The sequence below is a fragment of the Celeribacter indicus genome (assembly GCF_000819565.1).
Taxonomy (GTDB): Bacteria; Pseudomonadota; Alphaproteobacteria; order Rhodobacterales; family Rhodobacteraceae; genus Celeribacter; species Celeribacter indicus.
On sequence record NZ_CP004393.1, the window covers coordinates 3,462,051 to 3,485,744 of the forward strand.

General features: G+C 68.2%; 28 protein-coding genes. 16 read left to right on the top strand and 12 right to left on the bottom strand.

Annotated elements, in window-relative coordinates; translation table 11 throughout:
- Positions 1-6: 6 nt before the first annotated feature.
- From ureG to P73_RS17105, 3 genes are read right to left on the bottom strand one after another with little or no spacing between them, the layout of a single operon-like run.
- Entirely contained in the window at positions 7-621 is a 615-nt protein-coding gene (ureG, locus tag P73_RS17095) for an urease accessory protein UreG (protein ID WP_043870501.1), read from the bottom strand.
- 16 nt (positions 622-637) lie between these two features.
- Positions 638-1,273: an urease accessory protein UreF gene (locus P73_RS17100; protein ID WP_043870502.1), complete on the bottom strand. Its 636-nt coding sequence runs from the start codon at positions 1,271-1,273 to the stop codon at positions 638-640.
- Positions 1,266-1,853: an urease accessory protein UreE gene (locus P73_RS17105; protein ID WP_052453377.1), complete on the bottom strand. Its 588-nt coding sequence runs from the start codon at positions 1,851-1,853 to the stop codon at positions 1,266-1,268. The genes P73_RS17100 and P73_RS17105 overlap by 8 nt, the downstream gene beginning before the upstream one ends.
- Positions 1,854-1,948: 95 nt before the next feature.
- Here P73_RS17105 and P73_RS17110 point away from each other — a divergent pair, with 95 nt between their 5' ends.
- Positions 1,949-2,275: a hypothetical protein gene (locus tag P73_RS17110; RefSeq protein ID WP_158401953.1), complete on the top strand. Its 327-nt coding sequence runs from the start codon at positions 1,949-1,951 to the stop codon at positions 2,273-2,275.
- 203 nt (positions 2,276-2,478) lie between these two features.
- On the opposite strand, the gene ureC is transcribed toward P73_RS17110, so the two are convergent.
- The 5 genes from ureC to P73_RS17135 are packed head-to-tail and all read right to left on the bottom strand — an operon-like array spanning position 2,479 to position 6,060.
- Positions 2,479-4,221 carry an urease subunit alpha gene (gene ureC / locus P73_RS17115; RefSeq protein ID WP_043870504.1) on the bottom strand — a complete coding sequence of 581 codons (1,743 nt, stop codon included), beginning with the start codon at positions 4,219-4,221 and terminating at the stop codon, positions 2,479-2,481.
- Positions 4,222-4,233: 12 nt separating this feature from the next.
- A complete protein-coding gene (locus tag P73_RS17120) occupies positions 4,234-4,608 on the bottom strand; it encodes a lysozyme inhibitor LprI family protein (RefSeq protein WP_052453378.1) in 375 nt (124 codons plus the stop codon).
- The gene (locus P73_RS17125) at positions 4,605-4,910 is read right to left on the bottom strand and encodes an urease subunit beta (RefSeq protein ID WP_043870505.1); all 306 of its coding nucleotides are present in this window, start codon (positions 4,908-4,910) and stop codon (positions 4,605-4,607) included. The genes P73_RS17120 and P73_RS17125 overlap by 4 nt, the downstream gene beginning before the upstream one ends.
- 10 nt (positions 4,911-4,920) lie before the next feature.
- The gene (locus P73_RS17130) at positions 4,921-5,223 is read right to left on the bottom strand and encodes an urease subunit gamma (RefSeq protein ID WP_043870506.1); all 303 of its coding nucleotides are present in this window, start codon (positions 5,221-5,223) and stop codon (positions 4,921-4,923) included.
- A 12-nt stretch (positions 5,224-5,235) separates the two neighbouring features.
- Positions 5,236-6,060 (bottom strand): urease accessory protein UreD, encoded by an 825-nt coding sequence (locus tag P73_RS17135; protein WP_043870507.1) that lies wholly within the window; start codon positions 6,058-6,060, stop codon positions 5,236-5,238.
- Between the two features lie 153 nt (positions 6,061-6,213).
- Between P73_RS17135 and pyrC the strand changes: the two genes are divergently transcribed.
- The 15 genes from pyrC to P73_RS17210 all read left to right on the top strand — a co-directional run bounded on the left by pyrC (position 6,214) and on the right by P73_RS17210 (position 20,653).
- Entirely contained in the window at positions 6,214-7,254 is a 1,041-nt protein-coding gene (gene pyrC / locus P73_RS17140) for a dihydroorotase (RefSeq protein WP_043870508.1), read from the top strand.
- A 42-nt stretch (positions 7,255-7,296) separates the two neighbouring features.
- Positions 7,297-7,977 (top strand): orotate phosphoribosyltransferase, encoded by a 681-nt coding sequence (locus P73_RS17145; RefSeq protein WP_043870509.1) that lies wholly within the window; start codon positions 7,297-7,299, stop codon positions 7,975-7,977.
- A gap of 208 nt (positions 7,978-8,185) precedes the next feature.
- Entirely contained in the window at positions 8,186-9,715 is a 1,530-nt protein-coding gene (locus P73_RS17150) for a replicative DNA helicase (protein WP_082033282.1), read from the top strand.
- 94 nt (positions 9,716-9,809) lie between these two features.
- Complete coding sequence (alr, locus tag P73_RS17155) at positions 9,810-10,850, top strand: alanine racemase (RefSeq protein ID WP_043870510.1); 1,041 nt, start codon at positions 9,810-9,812, stop codon at positions 10,848-10,850.
- Positions 10,847-11,632: an MlaE family ABC transporter permease gene (locus P73_RS17160; RefSeq protein ID WP_043870511.1), complete on the top strand. Its 786-nt coding sequence runs from the start codon at positions 10,847-10,849 to the stop codon at positions 11,630-11,632. The genes alr and P73_RS17160 overlap by 4 nt, the downstream gene beginning before the upstream one ends.
- Positions 11,629-12,378: an ABC transporter ATP-binding protein gene (locus P73_RS17165; RefSeq protein WP_043870512.1), complete on the top strand. Its 750-nt coding sequence runs from the start codon at positions 11,629-11,631 to the stop codon at positions 12,376-12,378. The genes P73_RS17160 and P73_RS17165 overlap by 4 nt, the downstream gene beginning before the upstream one ends.
- Positions 12,379-12,486: 108 nt before the next feature.
- Positions 12,487-12,951, top strand: coding sequence for a paraquat-inducible protein A (locus P73_RS17170; RefSeq protein ID WP_052453379.1), 465 nt, complete (start codon positions 12,487-12,489; stop codon positions 12,949-12,951).
- 30 nt (positions 12,952-12,981) lie between these two features.
- Positions 12,982-14,352: a DNA repair protein RadA gene (gene radA, locus P73_RS17175; protein ID WP_043870513.1), complete on the top strand. Its 1,371-nt coding sequence runs from the start codon at positions 12,982-12,984 to the stop codon at positions 14,350-14,352.
- A gap of 37 nt (positions 14,353-14,389) precedes the next feature.
- Complete coding sequence (locus P73_RS17180) at positions 14,390-14,950, top strand: CvpA family protein (RefSeq protein WP_043870514.1); 561 nt, start codon at positions 14,390-14,392, stop codon at positions 14,948-14,950.
- Positions 14,951-15,138: 188 nt separating this feature from the next.
- Positions 15,139-16,611: an amidophosphoribosyltransferase gene (gene purF, locus P73_RS17185; protein ID WP_043871890.1), complete on the top strand. Its 1,473-nt coding sequence runs from the start codon at positions 15,139-15,141 to the stop codon at positions 16,609-16,611.
- Positions 16,612-17,118, top strand: coding sequence for a DUF2199 domain-containing protein (locus P73_RS24530; RefSeq protein WP_052453380.1), 507 nt, complete (start codon positions 16,612-16,614; stop codon positions 17,116-17,118).
- 32 nt (positions 17,119-17,150) lie between these two features.
- Positions 17,151-17,819 carry an SDR family NAD(P)-dependent oxidoreductase gene (locus tag P73_RS17195; RefSeq protein WP_043870515.1) on the top strand — a complete coding sequence of 223 codons (669 nt, stop codon included), beginning with the start codon at positions 17,151-17,153 and terminating at the stop codon, positions 17,817-17,819.
- 145 nt (positions 17,820-17,964) lie between these two features.
- Positions 17,965-18,753, top strand: a complete 789-nt coding sequence (gene surE / locus P73_RS17200) for a 5'/3'-nucleotidase SurE (protein ID WP_043870516.1) — start codon at positions 17,965-17,967, stop codon at positions 18,751-18,753.
- Positions 18,750-19,388, top strand: coding sequence for a protein-L-isoaspartate(D-aspartate) O-methyltransferase (locus tag P73_RS17205; protein WP_043870517.1), 639 nt, complete (start codon positions 18,750-18,752; stop codon positions 19,386-19,388). Before surE ends, P73_RS17205 begins: the two co-directional genes overlap by 4 nt.
- 80 nt (positions 19,389-19,468) lie before the next feature.
- A complete protein-coding gene (locus P73_RS17210; protein WP_052453381.1) occupies positions 19,469-20,653 on the top strand; it encodes a LysM peptidoglycan-binding domain-containing protein in 1,185 nt (394 codons plus the stop codon).
- Positions 20,654-20,905: 252 nt separating this feature from the next.
- Here the strand turns inward: P73_RS17210 and P73_RS17215 are convergent, their stop codons facing one another.
- From P73_RS17215 to P73_RS17230, 4 genes are all read right to left on the bottom strand, one after another.
- Positions 20,906-21,751 (bottom strand): ATP-binding protein, encoded by an 846-nt coding sequence (locus tag P73_RS17215; protein ID WP_043870518.1) that lies wholly within the window; start codon positions 21,749-21,751, stop codon positions 20,906-20,908.
- Entirely contained in the window at positions 21,744-22,628 is an 885-nt protein-coding gene (gene tatC / locus P73_RS17220) for a twin-arginine translocase subunit TatC (protein ID WP_043870519.1), read from the bottom strand. The genes P73_RS17215 and tatC overlap by 8 nt, the downstream gene beginning before the upstream one ends.
- Positions 22,625-23,347 (bottom strand): Sec-independent protein translocase protein TatB, encoded by a 723-nt coding sequence (gene tatB, locus P73_RS17225; RefSeq protein WP_074743074.1) that lies wholly within the window; start codon positions 23,345-23,347, stop codon positions 22,625-22,627. The genes tatC and tatB overlap by 4 nt, the downstream gene beginning before the upstream one ends.
- Positions 23,348-23,435: 88 nt before the next feature.
- Positions 23,436-23,651: a twin-arginine translocase TatA/TatE family subunit gene (locus tag P73_RS17230; RefSeq protein WP_043870520.1), complete on the bottom strand. Its 216-nt coding sequence runs from the start codon at positions 23,649-23,651 to the stop codon at positions 23,436-23,438.
- Positions 23,652-23,694 lie beyond the last annotated feature (43 nt).

Below are 23,694 nucleotides of genomic sequence, written 5' to 3' on the forward strand. Positions count from 1 at the left end.
CCCGGCTCAGGCGAGCCCCCCCTCCTCCACGACGAAGCGCGCCGCCTCCGCGACCCCCTGCCCGCTGCGCAGCGAGGCCATGACATAGGCCAGATCGCCGCGCGCGCGTTTCGTATCCGCCTCCAGAAGGGCGGGATCGACCCCGACATGGGGCGCGAGATCCACCTTGTTGACGATCAGGAGATCCGACCGCGTCACGCCCGGCCCCCGCTTGCGCGGGATGTCCTGTCCGGCGGCGGTGTCGATCACGTAGATCGTCAGGTCCGCGAGTTCCGGCGAAAACGTCGCGGCCAGATTGTCGCCGCCGCTCTCGATCAGGATCACGTCGAGATCGGGAATCGCCTGCGTGAGATCGGCCACGGCCGCGAGGTTGATGGAGGCGTCCTCGCGGATCGCCGTATGCGGACAGCCGCCGGTCTCCACCCCGCGGATACGCTCCATCGGCAGGATCTGCTGGCGCATCAGCGCCTCCGCATCCTCGCGCGTATAGATGTCGTTGGTGATGACCGCGACGGAGAACCGCTCCGACAGGATCTTTGCGAGCGCGCCGGTCAGGGTGGTCTTGCCCGCCCCCACCGGACCGCCGATGCCGACGCGCAGGGGTCCGTTCGGTGATGCCATGTCTGTCTCCCTTCTCTCAGGTCTTGAAAATCCGCACATCCATGTCCTCGTGCCGTGCCGAGGACAGGTCGGCGGCGAAACTGCCGGTGGTGAGCGTCTCCGCCCGCGTGTCGAGAGCGGCCTCCGCCACCTCCGCGATCACCGGGTGAAGCGCGGCGAGGACGCGCTGTCCCGCCGCCTGCCCGAGCGGGACGAAGCGCACGCCCGCCGACACGAGGTTCGAGGTGAAGCCATGGAGATAGAGCGACACCACCGTCCGCGTCGCCAGCGACAGCGGCCGCGCGGCGACGCCCACCGCCACCGGAAGCGCCGAGGCGGGGATCTCCGGCCCGCCCATCTGCGCCACGGTCCGCATGAAGGCCGTGCCCTGCTCGAAGGTCTCCGCCCAGCGCTCCCTCGTCCCCGCCAGCGCCTCGGCCAGCGCCGCCATCTCCGCCGCCTCCGCGCCCTGGCGCGTCATCGCCAGCAGCGCCGCGTCCACCCGCCCCGCGCCGAAGCGCAGCGTCGCCGCGAGCCAGTCCTGCAATTCCGTGGCCTCCCGCACCCGCCCCTCGCTCACCGCGAGTTCGAGCGCATGGGAATAGGCGAAGGCGCCGAGCGGGAAGGCGGGCGACAGCCATTGCGTGAGCGTCAGCAGGTCGCGGTCAGTCATGACTGTGCCAGGTGCGTCCTCCGTCATGGGAATGGCTGTGGCCATGGGCGGGATCATGGTCGTGAGCGTGAGGGTGGTCATGGTCATGGTGGGGATCGTGACCGCCGTGGCCGTGGTCAGGCCCGTGCGCCGGCCCGTGGTCGTGCCCCATCGTGCGCCCGTGCCCGTAGGCGCCGCCTTCGGGGCTGAAGGGGGCGACGATCTCCGTCACCGTCGCGCCGAGCTGTTCGAGCATCGCCCGCAGCACCGGATCGCGCTGGATCACCAGGCGGTCGGGCGCGATCTCGCAGGGCGTGTGCCGGTTGCCGATATGCCAGGCATAGCGCGTCACGTCCGGCCCCGTCACCTCGAACAGGGCCTCCTCGGCGGCGCGCACCGCGACCAGGGCGCCCGCCTCGGTGCGGAAGGCGTCGCCCTCCGCCACCGACACGGTCTGCGGCAGGTCGACGAAGATCACCGCGCCGCGCCCGGTCGTCAGCTTCTTGCGCCGCAGGAGCCGCTGGTCGTAGCTCAGCGACACGCTGTCGCCGGCCCCGGCGCCGCCTCCCGGCACGATCTCATAGGCTTTCGCTGCACTCATGACTGGACCCTCCGCTCGCTGAATTGGGAATTTCTTAACCTGTTCGTGTCAAAATGTAACGCAAGGAAACCTTCAGCCGGAGATCCCAGATGTTCATGCCCCGTTCCCCCGCCGACGACCTCGCCCGCCTGCGCGCCCAGATCGCCGTGCTGCGCGCCCGAGAGGCCGCGCTCGAGGCCCGGTTTCTCGAGATGAACGAGACCGGCCGCTTCCCCGGCTTCACCTGCGACGTCGTCGTGTCGCGCACCGGCCACGAGATCCTCGACGTCTCGAAGCTCCCCGCGGGGATCGTCGACGATCCGCGCTATCGCACCACGAGGCACGTCACCTCGGTCCGCATCGAGGCGCGCGATCCCGCCCGCCCCCCGGCCTGGGCCCTGCCCGATCCCGGCGACGATTTCGACCTCATCGAACGGGACTGAGCATGGCACATCTCTCCGTCCCCTCACCCGGCACGATCCCCGGCACGCGACATGGGCTGTCGCGCGCGACGGCTGGCGCGCCCCGGCCCGCCGGGCCGCCCGCGCCGTCTCCTGCACATTCCGCATCCGTCCCAGTCTCCGCCTCGCCTCGCCGTCATGATCCCGCCGCCCTTTCGCCGGCGGCCCCGCCGCGCCCGGCACCGTCAGAACAGGAAATAGCGCTGCGCCATCGGCAATTCCGTCGCCGGTTCGCAGGTCAGAAGCTCGCCATTCGCGCGAACCTCGTAGGTCTCCGGGTTCACCTCGATCTCCGGCGTGGCATTGTTCAGCACCATGGAGGATTTGCCGATCCGGCGCGTGTTCTCCACCGGAAGCGTCCGCTTCGACAGGCCGAGCGTGCGGCCCACGCCCTCGGCTTCGGCCGCCTGGGAGACGAAGAGCACCGCCGAATGCTCCACCGCGCGGCCCATCGCGCCGAACATCGGGCGCGAATAGACCGGCTGCGGCGTCGGGATCGAGGCGTTGGGATCGCCCATCTGCGCCACCGCGATCGAGCCGCCGAGCAGCACCATCTCCGGCTTCACGCCGAAGAAGGCGGGCGACCAGATCACCAGATCGGCGCGCTTGCCGGTCTCCACCGTGCCGATATGGCGCGACATGCCATGCGCGATGGCCGGGTTGATCGTGTATTTCGCGATATAGCGCTTCACGCGCATGTTGTCGTTGTCGCCGGTCTCCTCCGGAAGGCGGCCGCGCTGCTTCTTCATCTTGTCGGCGGTCTGCCAGGTGCGGATGATCACCTCGCCCACGCGCCCCATCGCCTGACTGTCCGAGGAGATCACCGAAAACGCGCCCATGTCGTGCAGGATGTCCTCCGCCGCGATGGTCTCCTTGCGGATCCGGCTCTCGGCGAAGGCGACGTCCTCGGGGATCGACTTGTCGAGATGGTGGCAGACCATCAGCATGTCGAGATGCTCCTCGAGCGTGTTGACCGTATAGGGCCGCGTCGGATTGGTCGAGGAGGGGAGGATGTTTTCATGCCCCACGACCTTGATGATGTCGGGCGCATGGCCGCCGCCGGCGCCCTCGGTATGATAGGCGTGGATCGTGCGCCCCCCGATCGCGGCGAGCGTGTTCTCGACGAAGCCGCTTTCGTTGAGCGTGTCCGTGTGGATCATCACCTGCACGTCCATGTCGTCGGCCACCGACAGGCAGCAGTCGATGGCACCGGGCGTCGTGCCCCAGTCCTCATGCAGCTTCATCGCCGCCGCCCCGGCGGTGATCATCTCGACGAGCGCGGCCGGCCGGCTGGCGTTGCCCTTGCCGGCCAGCGCGATGTTCATCGGCACGCCGTCGAGCGCCTGGAGCATCCGCCCGATATGCCAGGGCCCCGGCGTGCAGGTCGTCGCGAGCGTCCCGTGCGCGGGCCCCGTGCCGCCGCCGAGCATGCAGGTCAGCCCGGAATGGAGCGCGTCCTCGATCTGCTGCGGGCAGATGAAATGGATATGGCTGTCGAAGCCGCCCGCGGTGACGATCCGCCCCTCGCCCGCGATCACCTCCGTGCCGGGGCCGATGATGATATCGACGCCCGGCTGGGTGTCGGGATTTCCGGCCTTGCCAAGCCCGGCGATATGCCCGTCCCTGAGGCCGATATCGGCCTTGTAGATCCCGGTCACGTCGACGATCAGCGCATTGGTGATGACCGTGTCCACCGCGCCCTCGGCGCGGGAGCGCTGCGACTGGCCCATGCCGTCGCGGATCACCTTGCCGCCGCCGAACTTGACCTCCTCGCCATGGAACGGCGCGTTGCGCCCCCCGCCCGCCCGTTCGGCGGTCAGGTCGCGCTCGACCTCGATGATCAGTTCCGTATCCGCGAGCCGGACGCGGTCGCCGGTGGTGGGACCGAACATGTCGGCATAGGTCGCGCGGGAAATCTTTGCAGGCATGGTCTCACCCTTTCACTTCATCTCGTAGGCGGCACGGATATCGGCGGTCCGCACCCGCGTCAGCCGCTCGAGGCAGGAGGAGACGATCAGCGGCCGGATCGAGCCTCCCTCGTAGACCGCCCCTTCCGCCGCACAGGCCGCGTCGCGATAGGGGATCCACTTGCGCTGCGCGTCGCGGAGCGCGCCGGCCACCTCCGGCCGCCCGGCGGAGAGGCTGTCCATCGCCGCCCGGTATGTCTCGTTCAGGTCGGCATCGGCCGCGGCATGGGCCCGCGCGGCGCAGATGTTCATGTCGGTCTGGGTCATCGCCGACGCGCAATCGACCTCCTGGGCGAGAGCGGGCGCCGGCAGCAGCCAGGCCGCGAAAAGGACATGCACGGGCTTCATAGCGCGCCCATGACCTTCCGGTTGAACCCGAAGACGACGCGCGCCCCGGCCAGCGGCACGAGCGACACCTCGCGGGTCTGGCCCGGCTCGAACCGCACCGCGGTTCCGGCGGCGATGTCGAGCCGCTTGCCGCGCGCCGCCTCCCGGTCGAAATCGAGCGCCGGGTTGGTCTCGAAGAAATGGAAATGGCTGCCGACCTGCACCGGGCGGTCGCCGGTGTTGGCGACCCTGAGCCGGGTGACCTCGGCACCGGGGTTGAGTTCGATCTCGCCGTCCGCGACGAAATATTCTCCGGGGATCATCTCGGCCTCCTCATCGGATCGGGTGGTGGACGGTGACGAGCTTCGTCCCGTCGGGGAAGGTCGCCTCGACCTGGACCTCGTGGATCATGTCCGGCACGCCCTCCATACATTGCGCCCTGGTGACGACATGGGCGGCGGCCTGCATCAGCTCGCTCACCATCCTGCCGTCGCGCGCGCCCTCGACGACGAAATCGGTGATCAGCGCGATCGCCTCGGGGTGGTTGAGTTTCACGCCCCGCTCCAGGCGGTTGCGCGCCACCATCGCAGCCAGCGACACCAGCAGCTTGTCCTTTTCCCTCGGGGTCAGGTTCATGTCCGTTCCTTCTTACATTTGCCAGACGCGCGGCAGCGGCGCGCGCCGGATCGTGGTGAGCGCCTCTGCCACATAGCGGCGCAGCGGATAGCCGTCCGCGGCCTCGGCGCGGATCACGAGCTTGCCGTTCCAGCCGGACACGCCGGTCCGAACCCCGTCCCGCGACAGCGGCTTGAGCAGGTCGGCCAGCGCCTCCGCGCCGCGTTCGAACAGGCCGATCGTGGCGATCGCCCGCGCGCCGTTCAGCGTCACCGGGTGGTCGCGGAGGGCAAGCAGGGCCGCGTCGATCTCGAGCGGTTCGAGAAACTCGAGCCGCCCGGCCCGGCGCACCTCCCGCCGGTCGCGCAGATGCAGGCGCCGCACCGTCTCCCCCATCGCGGCACGTCCGAGCACCACCGTCTCGACGAAGAGGAAGCGCGCGTCGCCCGCGATCTCCGCCGTGGTGCGGCGCGACAGGCGGGCGCGGTCGAAGAGGATCGTCTCCTGCGGCAGCCAGTCGAGCCGCGCCCCCGCCCCGGCGGAAAGCGCGACCTGTACCGACGCATCCGGCCCGTCCGCGGTCGCCGCATACGCCCGTTCGGCGGTCTGGGTCGTGCCGGTGAGCGCCGTACCCGCCCCCGCCTCGAGCCGGTAGGCGAGCCGGTCGCCGGAGGTCAACCCCCCGGATGTATTGAGGAAAACCACCTCCGGCACGGGGCCGTGCACCTTCGGCAGCATCGCCTTGGCGGACCCCGACTGCGCAAGATCCACGAGCCCGCGCGCACCCATGACCACCGCGGCGTGTCCCTTGACACGCTGCATCTGCGGCGGTGTGGCGGTGCGGGTGGCGTCGAGCATCTGGTCCTCCGGATCGTGTCCGACGCTAGACCCGAGCGGGCGGGGGCTTCAATGGCCTGGGGGCGATCGCCGGCGAAGATCCGACCATTTGCTCAAAAAATATGCAGCAACAGGGATCTGGCATGTCGCACGGGAACGCGGTAATTGAGGCGCATGACCGACACACTCACGATCCTCCGCCCCGACGACTGGCACCTGCATCTGCGTGACGGCGCCATGCTCGAAGCCGTCCTGCCCGAAACCGCGCGCCATTTCGCCCGCGCCATCGTCATGCCGAATCTCGTGCCCCCGGTGGTCACGGGCGAGGATGCGGCGGCCTATCGCGAGCGCATCCTGAAGGCCAATCCGGGCCGCGGCACCTTCGAGCCGCTGATGACGCTCTACCTCACCGAGGAGACGGACCCCGAGGACGTCGCCGCCGCCCATGCCTCCGGCCTCGTGAAGGCGGTGAAGCTCTATCCCGCGGGGGCGACGACGAATTCCGCCTCGGGCGTGCGCGATTTCGACAAGGTGCGCGGCGTGCTCGATAAGATGGCCGAGATCGGCCTGCCGCTCTGCGTGCACGGGGAGGTGGTCGCCGCCGAGGTCGACATCTTCGACCGCGAAAAGGTGTTCATCGAAACGGTTCTCGACCCGATCCGGCAGAAGACGCCGGGGCTGCGGGTGGTGATGGAACATATCACGACGCAGGACGGGGTGGAGTACGCGCGCTCGGTCGAGACGGGTCTCGGCGCGACGATCACCACGCATCACCTCGTCATCAACCGCAACCACATCCTCGTGGGCGGGATCAGGCCGCATTACTACTGCCTTCCGGTCGCGAAACGCGAGGAACACCGCCGCGCGCTCGTGGAGGCCGCGACCTCGGGCGACCGGCGCTTCTTCCTCGGCACGGATTCGGCGCCGCATCCCGACGGGGCGAAGGAAAGCGCCTGCGGCTGTGCGGGCTGTTTCACCGCGACCAACACCCTGTCGATCCTCGCCGAGGTGTTCGAGGCGGAGGGCCGGCTCGACGCGCTCGAATCCTTCACCTCGCGCAACGGGCCCGCCTTCTACGGCCTGCCGGTGAACGAGGCCACGATCACGCTGAGAAAGGGCGCGCCGGTTTCCTACCCGGCGAAGATCGAGACGGCGGACGGGCCGGTGACCGTATTCGACCCGCAGATGCCGCTGCATTGGAGCGTCGAGGCCTGAGCAACAGGGCCCGGCCAGACAAAGACGAAGGACAGCCAGAAGATGATCCCCTCCTCCTTTCCCGACGACACCGAGATCGCGCGGCTGACGGCACGGATGCTGCTCGAGATCGGCGCGGTGAATTTCCGCCCCGAGGAGCCCTATGTCCTCGCCTCCGGCCTGCCCTCGCCGACCTATATCGACTGCCGCAAGCTGATCTCCTTCCCGCGCATCCGCTCCACGCTGATGGATTTCCTGGCGGCGCAGATCATGCGGCAGGCGGGGTTCGAGGCCTTCGACAACGTCGCGGGCGGCGAGACGGCGGGCATCCCCTTTGCCGCGCTCGTGGCCGAACGGCTCGGCCTGCCGATGAGCTACGTGCGCAAGAAGCCGAAGGGCTACGGGCGCAACGCGCGGATCGAGGGCGCGATGCACGAGGGCGAGCGCGTGCTCCTCGTGGAGGATCTGACGACCGACGGCGGCTCGAAACTCTCCTTCGTCGACGCGATCCGGGAGACGGGCGCGAGCTGCGGCTGGACCGCGGTGATCTTCTATTACGGGATCTTCCCGGAGACGGAGAAGGTGCTCGGCGATCACGGGGTGAAGCTCGTCTCGCTCTGCACCTGGTGGGACGTGCTCGCGGAGGCGAAGCGGCAGAAGACCTTCGACGCCGCGACGCTCGCGGAGGTCGAGGAGTTCCTCGGCGCGCCGCGCGCCTGGCAGGAAAAGCACCGCCGGACCTGAGCCCCCCCCCCGCGCGTGCCGAAAATTTCAGCGCCCGTCCGCGGAGGGGCGTTTTCCCTTTTTTCCCGATCGCTTAGCCCGCGGTGCGGCGGTGCGGCGGGACTATCCACAGGTTATACATTTTGAAAGGCGCCCCGGAGGGGGGTATGGAAGGCAAGTCCGCGGGCAGGCAGCGACTCGCGGCGTGAAACGTGAGGACAGACGAGCCATGAGCGATATCGCGACATTGCAGAACGCCCGCGACGGCAAGTCCGGCGAGGCGACGGAGGGACAATCCCTGATTGCCTCCTATGCGGGGGCGGTGCCGCATAACATCGAGGCCGAGCAGCAGCTTCTCGGCGCGCTCCTGACCAATAACGACGTGTTCGACAAGATCGCCTCGATCATCTCGCCGGATCATTTCTTCGATCCGGTGCACAAGGATATCTACGAACGTGCGCAGGAGCGGATCCAGAAGAACATGCTGGCCTCGCCCGTGACGCTGAAGGCCTATATGGAGGATCACGAGGGGCTCAGGGAGCTGGGCGGACCGGCCTATCTCGCCCGGCTCGCGGCCTCCGCGATCTCCACCTATGCGGTGCGCGACTATGCGCAGCTGATCTATGACCTCTACCTGCGCCGCCAACTCATCGAGGTCGGCAACGAGATCGCGGGGGCCGCCGCCTCGGGCGCGGACGACCGCGATCCGGCCGAACAGATCGTCGCCGCCGAACAGAAGCTCTATGCGCTCGCCGAACAGGGCAAGGGAGAGACCGGCTTCACCTCCTTCCTCTCGGCGGTGACCCAGGCGGTGATGAATGCCAATGCCGCCTACGAGCGCGGCGGCGGCATGGCCGGGATCGCGACCCAGCTCATCGACCTCGACCGCAAGATGGGCGGGCTGCACAAGTCCGACCTCATCATCCTCGCCGGCCGTCCCTCGATGGGGAAGACCTCGCTGGCGACCAACATCGCCTTCAACATCGCGAAGGCCTATCGCAAGGGCACCCTGCCCGACGGGCGACAGGGCGCGGTGGAGGGCGGCGTGGTCGGCTTCTACTCGCTCGAGATGAGCGCCGAACAGCTCGCCGCCCGGATCCTTGCCGAGGCGTCGGAAATCTCCTCGCACAAGATCCGCCAGGGCGACATGGACGAGACGGAATTCCGTCGCTTCGTCGATGCCGCGAAGGCGCTCGAAAGCTGCCCGCTCTATATCGACGACACGCCCTCCATCCCGATCTCCCAACTCGCCGCCCGCGCCCGGCGCCTGCAACGGACCCACGGGCTCGACCTTCTGATCGTGGACTATCTCCAGCTCGTGCGCGGCACCTCGCGCACCGAGGGCAACCGGGTGCAGGAGATCGGCGAGATCTCCATGGGGCTGAAGGCCATCGCCAAGGAGCTCAACATCCCGGTGATTGCGCTGTCACAGCTCTCCCGGACGGTGGAAAGCCGCGACGACAAGCGCCCGCAGCTCTCCGACCTGCGCGAATCCGGCTCGATCGAGCAGGACGCGGACGTGGTGATGTTCGTCTACCGCGGCGAATATTACAAAGAGCGGGAGAAACCCGACGACGACAATCTCGAGGCGATGGAGAAATGGATGGCGGACATGGAACGCCTGCACGGCAAGGCCGAGGTGATCCTCGGCAAGCAGCGCCACGGCCCCATCGGCACGGTCGAGCTGTCCTTCGAGGCGCAATTTACCCGCTTCGGCAACCTCGCCCGCGAGGACCAGGGCTACAGCCCCGACTACTGATCGCCGGCGCGGAAAGGCAACCCCCGGAAAAGGAACGAAACCTGTGCGGCGCTTTGGGCTTGCACCGCGCCGCCTGCGGGGTCAAAAGACAGCCATGGGAACATCCATTCTTCATATCGACCTGACCGCGCTCGCCGACAACTGGCGCGCCCTCGACCGCCGCTCCGGCACCGGGACGGAAACCGCCGCGGTGGTGAAGGCGAATGCCTACGGGCTCGGCCTCGGCAAGGCGGCGCGCGCGCTGCAAAAGGCGGGGGCGAACAGCTTCTTCGTCGCCACCGCCGAGGAAGGCGTCGAACTGCGCCAGGCCGTCGGCCCCTCGCCCTGGATCGGCGTGCTCGGCGGCCACATGGCGGGCGACACCGACATGATGGCCGACATGGCGCTCGTCCCGATGCTCAATTCCCTCGACCAGATCACCCGCCATTTCGAGGCGCTTCCCGGCGCGGGCTTCGGCATCCAGCTCGACAGCGGGATGAACCGGCTCGGGCTCGAGCCCTCCGAATGGGACGCGGTGCGCGACCTGGTGATGAAGGCCAAGCCGGACCTCTTGATGAGCCATCTCGCCTGCGCCGACGAGCCCGACCACCCGATGAACGAACAGCAGCGCACGGCCTTTTGCGCGATGACCGACGGCCTGCCGGTGCGCCGCTCGCTCGCGGCGACGGGGGGCGTGCTGCTCGGCCCGGCCTATCACTTCGACGTGGTCCGCGCCGGGATCGGCATGTATGGCGGCCTGCCCTTCGAGGAGGCGAGGCCCGTCGTGCGCGTGGAATGTCCGGTCATCCAGGCCCGCGACGTGGCCGCCGGCGAAACCGTGGGCTACGGGAACACCTGGACCGCCGAGGCGCCCGCGCGCATCGCCACCGTTTCGGCAGGCTACGGCGACGGCATCACGCGGCATATCTCCGGCAAGGCGATGATGTTCGACGGCACCACCCCCTGCCCGCTGGTCGGCCGGGTCTCGATGGACCTGATCACGGTGGACATCACCCATCTCGACCATGTCCCGCGCTCGCTCGACCTGCTCTGCGCGCATCAGACGGTGGACGATCTCGCCCAGATCGCGGGCACGATCGGCTACGAGATCCTCACCTCCCTCGGGCGCCGCTACCAGCGGCGGTATCTCGGATGAAGCTCCTCGCGCGCCTCCTCGCCGCCCTCGGGCGGGCCGTGCTCTCCGCTCTCGCGTCGATGGGGCGGGTGACGATCTTTGCGCTGGCGACGCTGCGCCATATCCTCACCCCGCCGATCTACATGCGCGAGATCCTCCATGCGCTCCTGCATGTGGGCTACCTCTCGCTCCCCGTCGTCGGCCTGACCGCCGTCTTCACCGGCGGGGCGCTCGCGCTCCAGATCTATGCCGGCGGCTCGCGCTTTTCCGCCGAACAGGTCGTGCCGCAGATCGTGGCCCTCGGCGTGGTGCGCGAACTCGGGCCGGTGATGGTCGGGCTGATGATGGCCGCGCGCGTCACCTCCTCCATCGCCGCGGAGATCGCGACGATGAAGGTCACCGAACAGATCGACGCGCTCGTGACCCTCTCCACCCATCCGATGAAATACCTGACCGCCCCGCGCGTCTTCGCCGGCCTCGTGACCGTGCCGCTGCTGGTGGCGGTGGGCGACGTGATCGGGGTGTTCGGCGGCTGGTTCGTCTCCACCCAGTCGCTCGGCTTCAACTCCGCCACCTACCTCAAGAACACCATCAATTTCCTCGAGAGCTCCGACATCGTCTCCTCCCTCGTGAAGGGCGCGGCCTTCGGCACGATCGCGACCCTCATGGGCTGCTATTACGGCATGCAGTCGGGCCGCGGGGCGCAGGGTGTCGGGCAGGCCACGAAAAGCTCGGTGGTCGCCTCCGCCGTGCTGATCCTCGCGGCGAACTTCCTTCTCACACAGGCCTTCTTCGCGACATGATCGAACTCCGGGACGTGCATAAATCCTTCGGTCCGAAGGACATCCTGCGGGGCGTCAACCTCGGCGTCGCCAAGGGCGAAAGCTGTGTCATCATCGGCGGATCGGGCACCGGGAAATCGGTGATGCTGAAATGTATCCTCGGCCTGATCACCCCCGACAGCGGCACGATCCTCGTGGATGGCGAGGACGTGACGCGGACCGGCGACCGCGACGCCTTCCTCGCGCGCTTCGGCATGCTGTTCCAGGGATCGGCGCTGTTCGACAGCCTGCCGGTCTGGCAGAACGTCGCCTTCCGCCTGCTGCGCGGCTCGCTCAAGCGGCCCAGGGCGGAGGCGCGGGAAATCGCGGTGGAAAAGCTGCGCCGCGTCGGGCTCGGCCCCGACGTGGCCGACCTCTTCCCGGCGGAACTCTCGGGCGGGATGCAGAAGCGCGTGGGCCTCGCCCGCGCCATCGCCGCCGATCCGGAAATCATCTTCTTCGACGAGCCGACCACCGGGCTCGACCCGATCATGTCGGGCGTGATCAACGACCTGATCCGCGAGATCGTGACGGAAATGGGCGCCACCGCCCTGACGATCACCCATGACATGACCTCCGTGCGGGCCATCGCCGACAAGGTGGCGATGCTGCACCGGGGCAAGATCCGCTGGCACGGACCGGTGTCGCAGATGGACACGGCCGAAGATCCCTATCTGCACCAGTTCATCACCGGCTCCGCGGAAGGGCCGATCGAGACTTTGCGATAGCCGCCTGCGCGGCGGTGCGATAGCCGCCTGCGCGGCGGTGCGCCAGCCGCTTGTGCGGCGGTGCGATAGCCGCTTGCGCCGCCGCCTCGCCGGGCCCATCTGTCGGAGATGACCCCGCTGCGCCTCGCCAACCTGTCGCTCCTCCTCCTCTTTCCCGTCGCCTGGGCCGCACCGCTCCTCAAGGCGGGGCTGTTGCCGCTGTTCCGCCTGTCGGAGATCTCGGTCCTCTCGGGGATCGCGAGCCTGTGGGAAAAGGACATCCCGCTCGCGCTGGTGGTGATCCTCTTCGCGATGATCGCCCCGGTCGCGAAGGTGCTCGCGCTCGACGCGCTGCTCGCCGGGCGCCTGCCCGCGGGCGCGAAGCCCTGGCTCTTCCACCTCGGGCGGCTCGGCATGGCGGATGTGTTCCTCGTCGCGATCTACATCACCGTGGCGAAGGGGCTCGGCGTCGGGCGGCTGGAGGTGGGCTGGGGGCTCTACCTGTTCACCTTCTGCGTGCTGGCGAGCCTCGGATTGAGTATTTTCAGCAGCAAAAAGCCGCGGGGCTTGCGCGGGACCGGTACGGCGGATTAGAACGAAGCAAGAACGAAAAGAGAGGCGGGCATGGCAAGGGCACAGAAGAATTTCGTCTGTTCGACCTGCGGCGCGGTGACGACGAAATGGTCGGGCCGGTGCGACGGCTGCGGCGAATGGAACACGATCTCCGAGGAGAAGCCGCTGTCGCAGGCGGGTCCGGCGGGCAAGACGCTGGGCGGCCTGCGCGGCCGGGAGATCACGCTGTCGAACCTGTCGGCCAGGGACGCGCCGCCGCCGCGCACCTCCTCGGGGCTCGGGGAATTCGACCGGGTGCTGGGCGGCGGGCTGGTGCCGGCCTCGGCCATCCTCGTGGGCGGCGATCCGGGGATCGGCAAGTCGACGCTGCTGTTGCAGGCGGCGGCGCGGTTCGCGGGCGCGGGGCTCAAGGTGATCTACATCTCCGGCGAGGAGGCGGCGGCGCAGGTGAGGATGCGTGCGCAGCGGCTCGGGCTCGGCGAGGCGGCGGTGAAGCTCGGGGCGGAGACCAACCTGCGCGACATCCTCACGACGCTCGAGGCGGAGGCGCCCGATCTCGTCATCATCGATTCCATCCAGACGATGTGGGCGGACAATGTGGAGAGCGCGCCGGGCTCGGTGAGCCAGGTGCGCGCGGCGGCACACGAGCTTGTGACCTTCGCGAAATCGCGCGGCGTTTCGGTGATGCTCGTCGGCCATGTGACCAAGGAGGGCCAGCTCGCCGGGCCGCGCGTGGTGGAGCACATGGTCGACACCGTGCTCTATTTCGAGGGCGAGCGCGGGCACCAGTTCCGGCTGTTGCGCGCGGTGAAGAACCGCTTCGGACCCGCCCATGAGATCGGTGTGTTCGAGATGACGGGCGACGGGCTCAGCGAGGTGACGAACCCTTCGGCGCTGTTCCTGTCGGAGCGCGACACGCCCGCGCCGGGCTCCGTCGTCTTTGCCGGGATCGAGGGAACGCGGCCGGTTCTCGTGGAATTCCAGGCGCTTGTGGCCCCTTCCCCGCATGCCCAGGCGCGGCGCACCGTGGTCGGCTGGGACGGATCGCGGCTGGCCATGATCCTCGCCGTGCTCGAGGCGCGCTGCGGCATCCCCTTTGCCGGGCTCGACGTCTATCTCAATGTCGCGGGCGGGATGAAGGTCTCCGAACCCGCCGCCGACCTCGCGGTCGCCGCCGCGCTCCTGTCGGCGCGCGAGGATGCGGCACTTCCGAAGGACTGTGTGGTTTTCGGGGAACTTTCCCTTTCCGGCAGCCTGCGTCCCGTGGGTCAGACCGAAAACAGGTTGAAAGAAGCGAAAAAACTTGGTTTTTCATCGGCCATCATGCCGGCGCGCTCGAAGGCGGGCGAAAAGAGCGGCGTGGATATCCGCCAGATGGGCGATCTGATCGGGTTCGTCGGCGAGGTTTTCGGCGCGGGCTAGGCCCGGTCCAAGAGGAAAAGAGAGAGGCAGAGGGCCAATGGAAGGTTTCACACTCATCGACGGCATCGTCGCGCTGGTCATCGTGGTCTCGGCCCTTCTCGCCTATTCCCGCGGCTTCGTGCGCGAGGGGATGGCGATCGCGGGATGGATCGTCGCCGCGATCCTCGGCTATATCTTTGCCCCGCAGGCCGTGCCGCTGGTCAAGGAAGTGCCCTATCTCGGCGATTACATCTCCGGCTCCTGCGAACTCTCGGTGATCACCGGCTTCTTCGCGGTCTTCGCCCTCGCGCTCATCGTCGTGTCGCTGTTCACCCCGCTGTTTTCCTCGGCGGTGCAGCGTTCGGCGCTCGGCGGGATCGACCAGGGCCTCGGCTTCCTCTTCGGCGTGCTGCGCGGGATCGTCCTCGTCGCCATCGCCCTGGTGATCGTGGACCGCGTGTCCACCGGCGATCCGATCCCGGTGCTGGAGAATTCCCGCACCGCAAAGGTCTTTGCCCGCTCCTCCGACAAGCTCGACGAGACGCTGCCCGACGACGCGCCCGGCTGGGTTACCCAGCGCTACGAGGCGCTCGTGGCGACCTGCGCGATCGAGCAGTAACAGACCCGCCGGGGGGACCGGCCCGGCGCCGGCCTGCACCGGAAGCGGGCGAAACCACCTCTGTCCGCCGCCCACACGCGCCGACCGCGCGGTTGTGATCCCGTCCCCTGTGATCCTTTCGTGACACTCGGTCCGATAGCGCTTAAAGGGGGGGCGAAACATCCTCAATGGATTCGGAGCCCGGCTTGATGCGCACAATGCCCCCGTCTCACCCTTTCGACGATGACAAGCTCAAGGAGGAATGCGGCGTCTTCGGCGCGATCGGCGTGACCGACGCGGCCTCCTTCGTCGCACTCGGCCTGCACGCGCTGCAACACCGCGGGCAGGAAGCGGGCGGCATCGTCACCTATGACCCGGAGGCGGGTTTCCACTCCGCCCGCCGCTTCGGCTATGTGCGCGACAACTTCACCTCTCAGGAGGTGATGGAAACCCTGCCCGGCTCCATCGGCATCGGCCATGTGCGCTATTCCACCGCCGGATCGAAGGGCAACACCGCGATCCGCGACGTGCAGCCCTTCTTCGGCGAGTTTTCCATGGGCGGCGCGGCGGTGGCCCATAACGGCAACATCACCAATGCCGACGCGCTGCGCCGCGAGCTGATCGACCGCGGCTCGATCTTCCAGTCCTCCTCGGACAGCGAATGTATCATTCACCTGATGGCCCGGTCGCTCCAGCGCAACATCCCCGAACGGATGAAGGATGCGCTGCGCCGGGTCGAGGGCGCCTTTTCCGTCGTCGCGATGACCCGCACCAAGCTCATCGGCGTGCGCGACCCGCGCGGGGTGCGGCCGCTCGTGCTCGGCCGGCTCGGGGACAAGGGCTATGTGCTGTCGTCGGAGACCTGCGCGCTCGACATCATCGGCGCGGAATTCCTGCGCGAGGTCGAACCGGGCGAGATGGTCGTCATCTCCCAGGACGGCAAGCTGACGAGCTCGAAACCGTTCGAGGCGAAGCCGTCCCGCTTCTGCATCTTCGAACATGTCTATTTCTCCCGCCCCGATTCGATCCTCGAGGGCCGCTCGGTCTACGAGACGCGCCGCCAGATCGGCATCGAACTGGCGAAGGAAGCCCCCGTCGAGGCGGATCTCGTCTGTCCCGTGCCGGATTCGGGCACGCCCGCGGCGATCGGCTATGCCTTTGAAAGCGGAATTCCCTACGGCATGGGCATCATCCGCAATCAATACATGGGCCGCACCTTCATCGAGCCGTCGGAGCAGATCCGCAACATGGGCGTGCGTCTCAAGCTCAACGTGAACCGCGCGCTCATCCGCGACAAGCGCATCATCCTCGTGGACGATTCGGTGGTGCGCGGCACGACCTCGCGCAAGATCAAGGACATGCTGCTCGATGCCGGCGCGGCCGAGGTGCATTTCCGCATCGCCTCCCCGCCGACCATGTGGCCCTGTTTCTACGGCGTCGACACGCCCGACCGCGCCAAGCTGCTCGCAGCCCAGATGTCGGTCGAGGAAATGCGCGACCATCTCGGCGTCGACAGCCTCAGGTTCATCTCGCTCGACGGTCTCTATCGTGCCGCCGGGATCGCGCAGGGACGCAACAACGATGCGCCGCAATATTGCGACGCCTGTTTCTCCGGCGACTATCCGGTCGTGCCCTCCGACATGGTCGACAAGGGGTTCGAACTGAAGACGGCAGCGGAATAGGTGGCCTCCCCGCTCGACCTCGACCCGCGCTGGCGCGCGCTCACGGAACGGGGCGGCGTGATCGACCTTGGCTTCGACCATCCGTCCGACTGGCCGCACGCCCCGCGTGAGGAGGCCCCCTTCGTGAAGGCGGGGGCGGACCAGCTCGCCTCCGAACTGTGCCGCACGGGGGATCGCCGGTTCCTGCGCGCCTCGCTCTCCCTGCCGATCCGCGGCGCGGAGGACGCGCTCGGCGTCGCACTCTGGGCCGAGGTGCCGCAGGCGGTGTTCTACGCCTATGTCGACCTGCTCGACGGCGGCCCGGTGCCCGAGGACAGCCTCGCCACGCTCGCAAACGACCTCACCCCGGTGGCCATGGCGGGGGCGCCCGTCCACCTCGCCTTCGGCGACGGCTCCGAACGCCCGGCGGCGACGCTCGAAGGCATTGCGGAGATCTCCTTCGACGCGCTTCTCGACCTCTACGAGGCGAGCGGGACACTCGGGCGCAGCGCGCTCAAACCCTCTTGACCGCGCGGGGTTTTCCCCGCACTCCTCGCGCCATGACAGAGACCACCAAAATCGCCCTCATCACCGGCGCCTCGCGCGGCCTCGGCTTTGCCCTGGCCGAGGCGCTCGCGCCCCGCTATCACATCGTCGCGGTGGCGAAGACCACCGGCGCGCTCGAGGAGCTCGACGACCGGATCAAGGCGAAGGGCGGCCAGGCCACGCTCGCGCCGATGGACGTCACCAATACCGACGCGATGGCGCATCTGTGCCGCGGGATCTACGACCGCTGGGGCCATCTCGACCTCTGGGCGCATACGGCGGTCTACGCACAGCTCCTGTCGCCCGCCGACCATATCGACCCGAAGGATCTCGACCGCACCATCGGCACGAACGTGACCGCGACGGGCAAGCTCATCCCGATGATCGCGCCGCTGCTGAACATGGCGGAGACACCGGCCGATGTGCTGTTCTTCGACGATCCGCATGCGGGCGAGAGGTTCTTCGGCGCCTACGGGGCGTCGAAAGCCGCGCAGATCGCCATGGCACGCAGCTGGCAGGCGGAGACGGAAAACCTCGCCCGCGCCCCGCGCATCCACATCCTCACCCCCGCCCCGATGCCGACCGCGACCCGCGCCCGCTTCTTCCCCGGCGAGGACAAGGCGAAACTGGCCCCTCCCCGCGACGAGGCGCCGCGGCTCTTGCGGGAGGCGGGCCTGCTGTGACCGCCGGCCGCGCGTTTCGCCGCGGCCTGCCCGCCGACACGGCGTTTTCCGCGGTTTCTTCGCCCCGAACCGGGCGCACCGCTTGCCGCGATTCCATGGCTCGTTTAAGGAGGATGGGAAACAGGCGAAGGGGCAACGGTGGCACATGCGCATTCTCATCACAAATGACGATGGCATCAACGCCCCCGGCCTGAAGACGCTCGAGACGATCGCGCATGAGATCGCGGGGCCCGATGGCGAGGTCTGGACCGTCGCCCCCGCCTTCGAGCAATCCGGCGTCGGCCATTGCATCTCCTACGCCCATCCCACGATGATCTCCGAACTCGGCCCCCGCCGCTGGGCGGCGGAGGGATCGCCGGCCGATTGCGTCCTCGCGGGGCTCCACGACATCCTCCCGGACCTGCCCGACCTCGTGCTCTCCGGCGTCAACCGCGGCAACAACGCGGGCGAGAACGCCGCCTATTCCGGCACGGTCGGCGGCGCGATGGAGGGCGCGCTCCAGGGCGTGAGATCCATCGCCCTGTCGCAGTTCCTCGGCCACGGCACCACCGGCCTCACCGACATGTTCGAAAGCGCGCGCGTCCATGGCGCCGCGGTGGTGCGCCGGCTTCTCGATCACGCACCCTGGGACGAGGGCGCGGAATATGCGCTGTTCTACAACGTGAATTTCCCCCCCGTCTCCGCCGCGGAGACGAAAGCCCCGCGCATCGGGCGGCAGGGACGGCGCCCCACCTCGGGCTTCGGCATCGAAGGCCAGATCTCCCCGACCGGGCGGCGCTTCCTCTGGGTGCGGGGCGCGCAGCAGGCGGTGGAATGCGGTGCCGGAACCGATGTCACCGCAAACCTCGCCGGACATATCTCCATCACGCCGATGCGCGCCGATCTCACCGCCCACGACCGGCTCACAGCCCTCGAGGAGGCCTTCGCCGGATGATGGACGCCGAAGCGAAGATGCAGTTCCTCTTCACCCTCCGCTCCAAGGGGGTGACGGAGATGCGCACGCTGAACGCGATGGAACGGATCGACCGCGGCGATTTCGTCCGCGGCATCTTCGCCGGCCGCGCCTATGAGGACATGCCGCTCCCCATCGCCTGCGGGCAGACGATCTCCCAGCCCTCGGTCGTCGGGCTGATGACCCAGGCGCTCGACGTGCAGCCGCGCGACAAGGTGCTCGAGGTCGGCACCGGCTCGGGCTATCAGGCCGCCGTGCTGAGCCAGCTCGCGCGGCGGGTCTACACCGTCGACCGCTATGTCCGCCTCGTGCGCGAGGCGCAGGGCGTGTTCAACCGGCTCGGCATCGTCAACATCACCGCGATGGCCACCGACGGCAGCTACGGCCTGCCCGATCAGGCGCCCTTCGACCGCATTATCGTGACCGCCGCCGCCGAGGATCCGCCGGGGCCGCTCTTGGCGCAGCTCAAAACAGGCGGTATCATGGTCCTGCCGGTGGGGCAGTCGGACGCGGTGCAAAGCCTCATCAAGGTGACGCGGCATGAGACGGGCTTCGACTACGAAGAGCTCAGGGCCGTCAGGTTCGTGCCCCTCGTCGAGGGGATGGGTCAGGAGTGAGACACCCTCCGACAGAGAGGGAGCACGGGTGCCGCGGTCTGACGACGCGCGCGCGCCCCGGACGTGAGGACGAGAGAGCAATGCACATGAACCCCCGTAAGACAGCCTGCCTGCGCGCGATGATGATGGGTGGCGCGCTCCTGGCGCTGAGCGCCTGCGACAAGCCGCTCGATTTCGACCTGCGCGGCGTGACCGACGGGTTCTCCACCGCCCCCGCCGCCACGGAGGCGCGGACCGCGGCGCGGCCGTCGCCCGACGCGAACGGCGTGATTTCCTATCCGAATTACCAGGTCGCGGTCGCGCGCCGCGGCGACACCATCTCCACCGTCGCCGCGCGGGTGGGGCTCGCCCCCTCCGAACTGGCCCGCTACAACGGGATCGAGGAGGGCGTGACCCTGCGCGAAGGCGAGACCATCGCCCTGCCGCGCCGCGTCGGCGAAACCACCTCGACCCCGATCAGCTCCGGCACGATCGCGAGCGGCGAGCGCATCGACGTGACGACCCTCGCCAACGAGGCGCTGGACGACGCGGCCACCGGCACCGCCTCTGCCGCGCCGCGCACCACGATGACCCAGGCGACCCCCTCCGCGCCGATCGACGGCATGGAGCCGGTGCGCCACCAGGTCCAGCGCGGCGAGACCGCCTATTCGATCGCCCGCAGATACGGCATCTCCGTGCGCGCGCTCGCCGACTGGAACGGCCTCGGCGCCGATCTGGCGGTGCAGGAAGGCCGCTACCTGCTGATCCCGGTGAAGGCCTCCGAGGTTCCGGCGTCCGACGAAACCCAGCCGGGACAGGGCACCCTCGCCCCCACCCCGCCCTCGGCCGCCGAGCCCCTGCCCGACCCGGCCGCGGCACAGCCCGCGCCGCAGCAGAGCGAGCCCGCCGTCGACCTCGGTGCGACCCAGACCACCAGCGCGGAAATGACCAAGCCGGTCTCCGGCGCGATCATCCGCGATTACGACAAGGACAAGTCGAAATTCATCCTCTTCGCCGCCCCCGCCGGCACGCCGGTCCACGCCGCGAAGGACGGCACGGTAAAGCTCGTCTCGACCAATGCCGACGGGGTGAGGATCATGGTCATCGACCATGGCGGCGGGTTGCAGACCGCCTACAGCTTCATCGACGAGGTCACCGTGGCAAAGGGCGCATCGGTCAAGCGCGGCCAGCCCATCGCCAAGGTGACGGCGAACGAGTTCAATGCCTTGCAGTTCATGGTCTTCAAGGGCACGCAGACGGTCGACCCGTCGCCCTATCTCAACTGACCGGACCATTCGAGTATTTGCAGCAGCAAAAAGCCCGCGGCTGGCGCCCTGGACAACCGGTCGGAAGCATGACGGGGTGCGCCCCGCCCGCCGGAAGCGGCGCTGTGACCGTTCCGAAAGACGGCGTCCGTCACGGGACGGGGCGGCTTTTCGCTGCGCGGTCATCGGCTCTCCAGCCTGTACCGCATGCCGAGACTGTCAGCCTCCGCTTGCCATCCGGTTAACGCCCCGGCTTTTTGCTGCTGCAAATACTCAGCCCAGCCTGACGCCCTTGCGCCCGGCGAGGTCGGTGAAATACTGCCAGGCGACCCGGCCCGAGCGCGCGCCGCGCGTGGCCTGCCATTCGATCGCCTCCGCGCGCATCTCCTCCTCCGCGATCTCCACGCCGTATTCCGCGCAATAGCCGCGGATCATCTCCAGATATTCGTCCTGCGAACAGGGGTGGAAGCCGAGCCAGAGGCCGAAGCGGTCGGAGAGCGACACTTTCTCCTCCGTCGCCTCGGAGGGGCTGATCGCGGTGCTGCGCTCGTTCTCGATCATGTCGCGCGGCATGAGGTGGCGGCGGTTCGAGGTGGCGTAGAACAGCACGTTCTCGGGCCGCCCCTCGATCCCGCCGTCGAGCACCGCCTTGAGGGATTTGTAATGCTGGTCGTCATGGCTGAAGGACAGGTCGTCGCAGAACAGCACGAAACGGTGGCCGGAGGCGCGCAGCAGGTGCAGCAGCCGCCCGACCGAAGGCAGGTCCTCGCGCTGCATCTCCACGATCTTGAGCGGCGTGCCTTCGGCGTTGATCGCCGCATGGACCGATTTCACGAGGGAGGATTTCCCCATCCCCCGCGCGCCCCAGAGCAGCGCGTTGTTGGCCGAGAGCCCGCGGGCGAACTGCCGGGTGTTCGCGATCAGCGTGTCCCGCGCCCGGTCGACGCCGACGAGGAGCGAGACGTCGATGCGCGAGACCCGCTCCACCGGCACCAGCGCATCGGGCGCGGTGTGCCAGACGAAGGCCTCCGCCGCGTCGAAATCCGGCGCTTCGAAGGGCGCGGGCGCCATGCGTTCGAGCGCCTCCGCGATCCGCTTGAGGGATTTCTTCTCACTCATCGTCCTTGAACTCCGCCGTCACGTCATCGTCATCCATGAGCCCCTGCGCCCGCAGCTCCGCGTCGCGTTTCCTCTCGACCCGCGCGACGAGGAAGATCGACACCTCGTAGAGCCCGTAGACCACGGTGAAGAGGATGAGCTGCGTCGTCACGTCGGGCGGCGTCACGAGGGCGGCGACGGTCAGGATCCCGACCACCGCGTATTTGCGCATGCCGCGCAGGCCCTGCGCGGTGGCGAGCCCTGCCTTCCCCATCAGCGTCAGCAGGACCGGAAGCTGAAAGCAGAGGCCGAAGGCCACGATCATCTTGAGCGTGATGTCGAGGCTCTCGTTGACCTTGCCGTTGAAGACGATGTCGATGCCCGTGTCCGTGCTCGCCTCCGCGACGTCGCCGCCGTTCGTCACCAGCGCGCCGACGAAGGAGGGAAGATCCGCGAAACCGAGGAAGAAGGTCATCGCCAGCGGCACGACCACGTATTGCGCAAAGGCGGCACCGGCGAGGAACAGCAGCGGCGAGGCGATCAGGAAGGGCAGGAAGGCGTCCTTCTCGTTGCGGTAGAGCCCCGGCGCCACGAAGCGCCACATCTGGTAGCCGATCACCGGAAAGGCGAGCATGAGCCCGCCCACCATCGAGATGCGGATGAGGGTAAAGAAATATTCCTGCGGCGCGGTGTATTGCATCACCGGGTTCGGATTGCCGAGCTGGCGCATCGTATGCTCGATGGGCGCCAGCAGGAAATCGAGCACCTGCCCGCCGACGGCGAAGACGAGCACCATCGCGACGATGAAGGCGAGCGCCGAGCGGATGATCCGGGTGCGCAGCTCCGCGAGATGCTCGATCAGCGGCGCCGTGCTGTCGTCGATATCGCTGTCGCTCATGCCTCACCTTCCGTCTTCGGCGCCGGTTTGTCCGCCGTGGCCTTCTTTGCCGCGCCCCTGGCCTGCGCCGTCTTCGCGGGGGTCTTCCTGGCCGGCGCCGTCTTCGCGGTCGCGGCCTTCGCCGCCGTCTTCGCATCGGATGTTTTCGCATCCGCCGTCTTCGCGGCGGTCTTCTTCTTCGCGGCGGTCTTCTTCGCCGCGGCCTTGCCGGTCGCGGGTGCGGCGGCGGGCACCTCCGCCCCGGCCGCCGCCTCGGCCTCCGCACGGTTCGTCGCCACCTGCGCTGCGCCCGTGGCCGCATCCGCCGCATCCGCCTCGGCCTCCGCGGCGGGATCCGCGTGGTCGGGCGCGGCCTCGTCCTTGCCGAGCTGCGTCGTCTTCGGCGCCGGCTTTCCGTCCGCCGCCTTCATCGGGTCCCATTTCTCGAACTGGTCGGCCGCCTCGTTGAGCTTGTCGAGGCCGAATTTCTTCGGATTGGAGGCGGCCTTCAGCGCGCTCGAGGCTTCGTTGAGGCCGCTCTCGTCCGCCGCCGCCTCCATCGCGCGGGAAAATTCGCGCGCCATCGCCTTTGCCCGTGCCGTGAAGCGCCCGAGCGTGCGGAACATCGCCGGGAGATCCTTCGGACCGACCACGATGAGGGCCACCACCCCGATCACCAGCATTTCCGACATGCCGATGTCAAAGAACAGCCTGAGCTGCGGCATCTGAGCGAAGAACATGCGCTAAGCCTTTGTCACGACGACCGAAAGAGAAGGGCGCCAGCACGGCGCCCGGACCTGCGGCGGGATCCGCCCCGCCGGGAGGGGATCAGACCTTGTCCTTTTCCTCTTCGGGCGTGACGTTGCGCGCGTTCTCGAGCTTTTCCTTCTCGATTTCCTCGTTGCCCTCGGAAATGCCTTTCTTGAAGGAGGTGATGCCCTTGCCGACCTCTCCCATGAGGCTCGAGATCTTGCCGCGTCCGAACAGGACGAGCACCACGATGGCGATGAGCAGAAGGCCGGGAAGGCCGATGTTGTTGAGCATGACAGTCTCCGTCTGAGAGGGGCCGGGGCCCGTCTTCCAAATC

Excerpts from the sequence above, each read along its gene's own strand:
- ureG (WP_043870501.1), bottom strand. The coding sequence starts at position 621 with ATGGCATCACCGAACGGACCCCTGCGCGTCGGCATCGGCGGTCCGGTG.
- P73_RS17100 (WP_043870502.1), bottom strand. The coding sequence starts at position 1,273 with ATGACTGACCGCGACCTGCTGACGCTCACGCAATGGCTGTCGCCCGCC.
- P73_RS17105 (WP_052453377.1), bottom strand. The coding sequence starts at position 1,853 with ATGAGTGCAGCGAAAGCCTATGAGATCGTGCCGGGAGGCGGCGCCGGG.
- P73_RS17110 (WP_158401953.1), top strand. The coding sequence starts at position 1,949 with ATGCCCCGTTCCCCCGCCGACGACCTCGCCCGCCTGCGCGCCCAGATC.
- ureC (WP_043870504.1), bottom strand. The coding sequence starts at position 4,221 with ATGCCTGCAAAGATTTCCCGCGCGACCTATGCCGACATGTTCGGTCCC.
- P73_RS17120 (WP_052453378.1), bottom strand. The coding sequence starts at position 4,608 with ATGAAGCCCGTGCATGTCCTTTTCGCGGCCTGGCTGCTGCCGGCGCCC.
- P73_RS17125 (WP_043870505.1), bottom strand. The coding sequence starts at position 4,910 with ATGATCCCCGGAGAATATTTCGTCGCGGACGGCGAGATCGAACTCAAC.
- P73_RS17130 (WP_043870506.1), bottom strand. The coding sequence starts at position 5,223 with ATGAACCTGACCCCGAGGGAAAAGGACAAGCTGCTGGTGTCGCTGGCT.
- P73_RS17135 (WP_043870507.1), bottom strand. The coding sequence starts at position 6,060 with ATGCTCGACGCCACCCGCACCGCCACACCGCCGCAGATGCAGCGTGTC.
- pyrC (WP_043870508.1), top strand. The coding sequence starts at position 6,214 with ATGACCGACACACTCACGATCCTCCGCCCCGACGACTGGCACCTGCAT.
- P73_RS17145 (WP_043870509.1), top strand. The coding sequence starts at position 7,297 with ATGATCCCCTCCTCCTTTCCCGACGACACCGAGATCGCGCGGCTGACG.
- P73_RS17150 (WP_082033282.1), top strand. The coding sequence starts at position 8,186 with ATGAGCGATATCGCGACATTGCAGAACGCCCGCGACGGCAAGTCCGGC.
- alr (WP_043870510.1), top strand. The coding sequence starts at position 9,810 with ATGGGAACATCCATTCTTCATATCGACCTGACCGCGCTCGCCGACAAC.
- P73_RS17160 (WP_043870511.1), top strand. The coding sequence starts at position 10,847 with ATGAAGCTCCTCGCGCGCCTCCTCGCCGCCCTCGGGCGGGCCGTGCTC.
- P73_RS17165 (WP_043870512.1), top strand. The coding sequence starts at position 11,629 with ATGATCGAACTCCGGGACGTGCATAAATCCTTCGGTCCGAAGGACATC.
- P73_RS17170 (WP_052453379.1), top strand. The coding sequence starts at position 12,487 with ATGACCCCGCTGCGCCTCGCCAACCTGTCGCTCCTCCTCCTCTTTCCC.
- radA (WP_043870513.1), top strand. The coding sequence starts at position 12,982 with ATGGCAAGGGCACAGAAGAATTTCGTCTGTTCGACCTGCGGCGCGGTG.
- P73_RS17180 (WP_043870514.1), top strand. The coding sequence starts at position 14,390 with ATGGAAGGTTTCACACTCATCGACGGCATCGTCGCGCTGGTCATCGTG.
- purF (WP_043871890.1), top strand. The coding sequence starts at position 15,139 with ATGCGCACAATGCCCCCGTCTCACCCTTTCGACGATGACAAGCTCAAG.
- P73_RS17195 (WP_043870515.1), top strand. The coding sequence starts at position 17,151 with ATGACAGAGACCACCAAAATCGCCCTCATCACCGGCGCCTCGCGCGGC.
- surE (WP_043870516.1), top strand. The coding sequence starts at position 17,965 with ATGCGCATTCTCATCACAAATGACGATGGCATCAACGCCCCCGGCCTG.
- P73_RS17205 (WP_043870517.1), top strand. The coding sequence starts at position 18,750 with ATGATGGACGCCGAAGCGAAGATGCAGTTCCTCTTCACCCTCCGCTCC.
- P73_RS17210 (WP_052453381.1), top strand. The coding sequence starts at position 19,469 with ATGCACATGAACCCCCGTAAGACAGCCTGCCTGCGCGCGATGATGATG.
- P73_RS17215 (WP_043870518.1), bottom strand. The coding sequence starts at position 21,751 with ATGAGTGAGAAGAAATCCCTCAAGCGGATCGCGGAGGCGCTCGAACGC.
- tatC (WP_043870519.1), bottom strand. The coding sequence starts at position 22,628 with ATGAGCGACAGCGATATCGACGACAGCACGGCGCCGCTGATCGAGCAT.
- tatB (WP_074743074.1), bottom strand. The coding sequence starts at position 23,347 with ATGTTCTTCGCTCAGATGCCGCAGCTCAGGCTGTTCTTTGACATCGGC.
- P73_RS17230 (WP_043870520.1), bottom strand. The coding sequence starts at position 23,651 with ATGCTCAACAACATCGGCCTTCCCGGCCTTCTGCTCATCGCCATCGTG.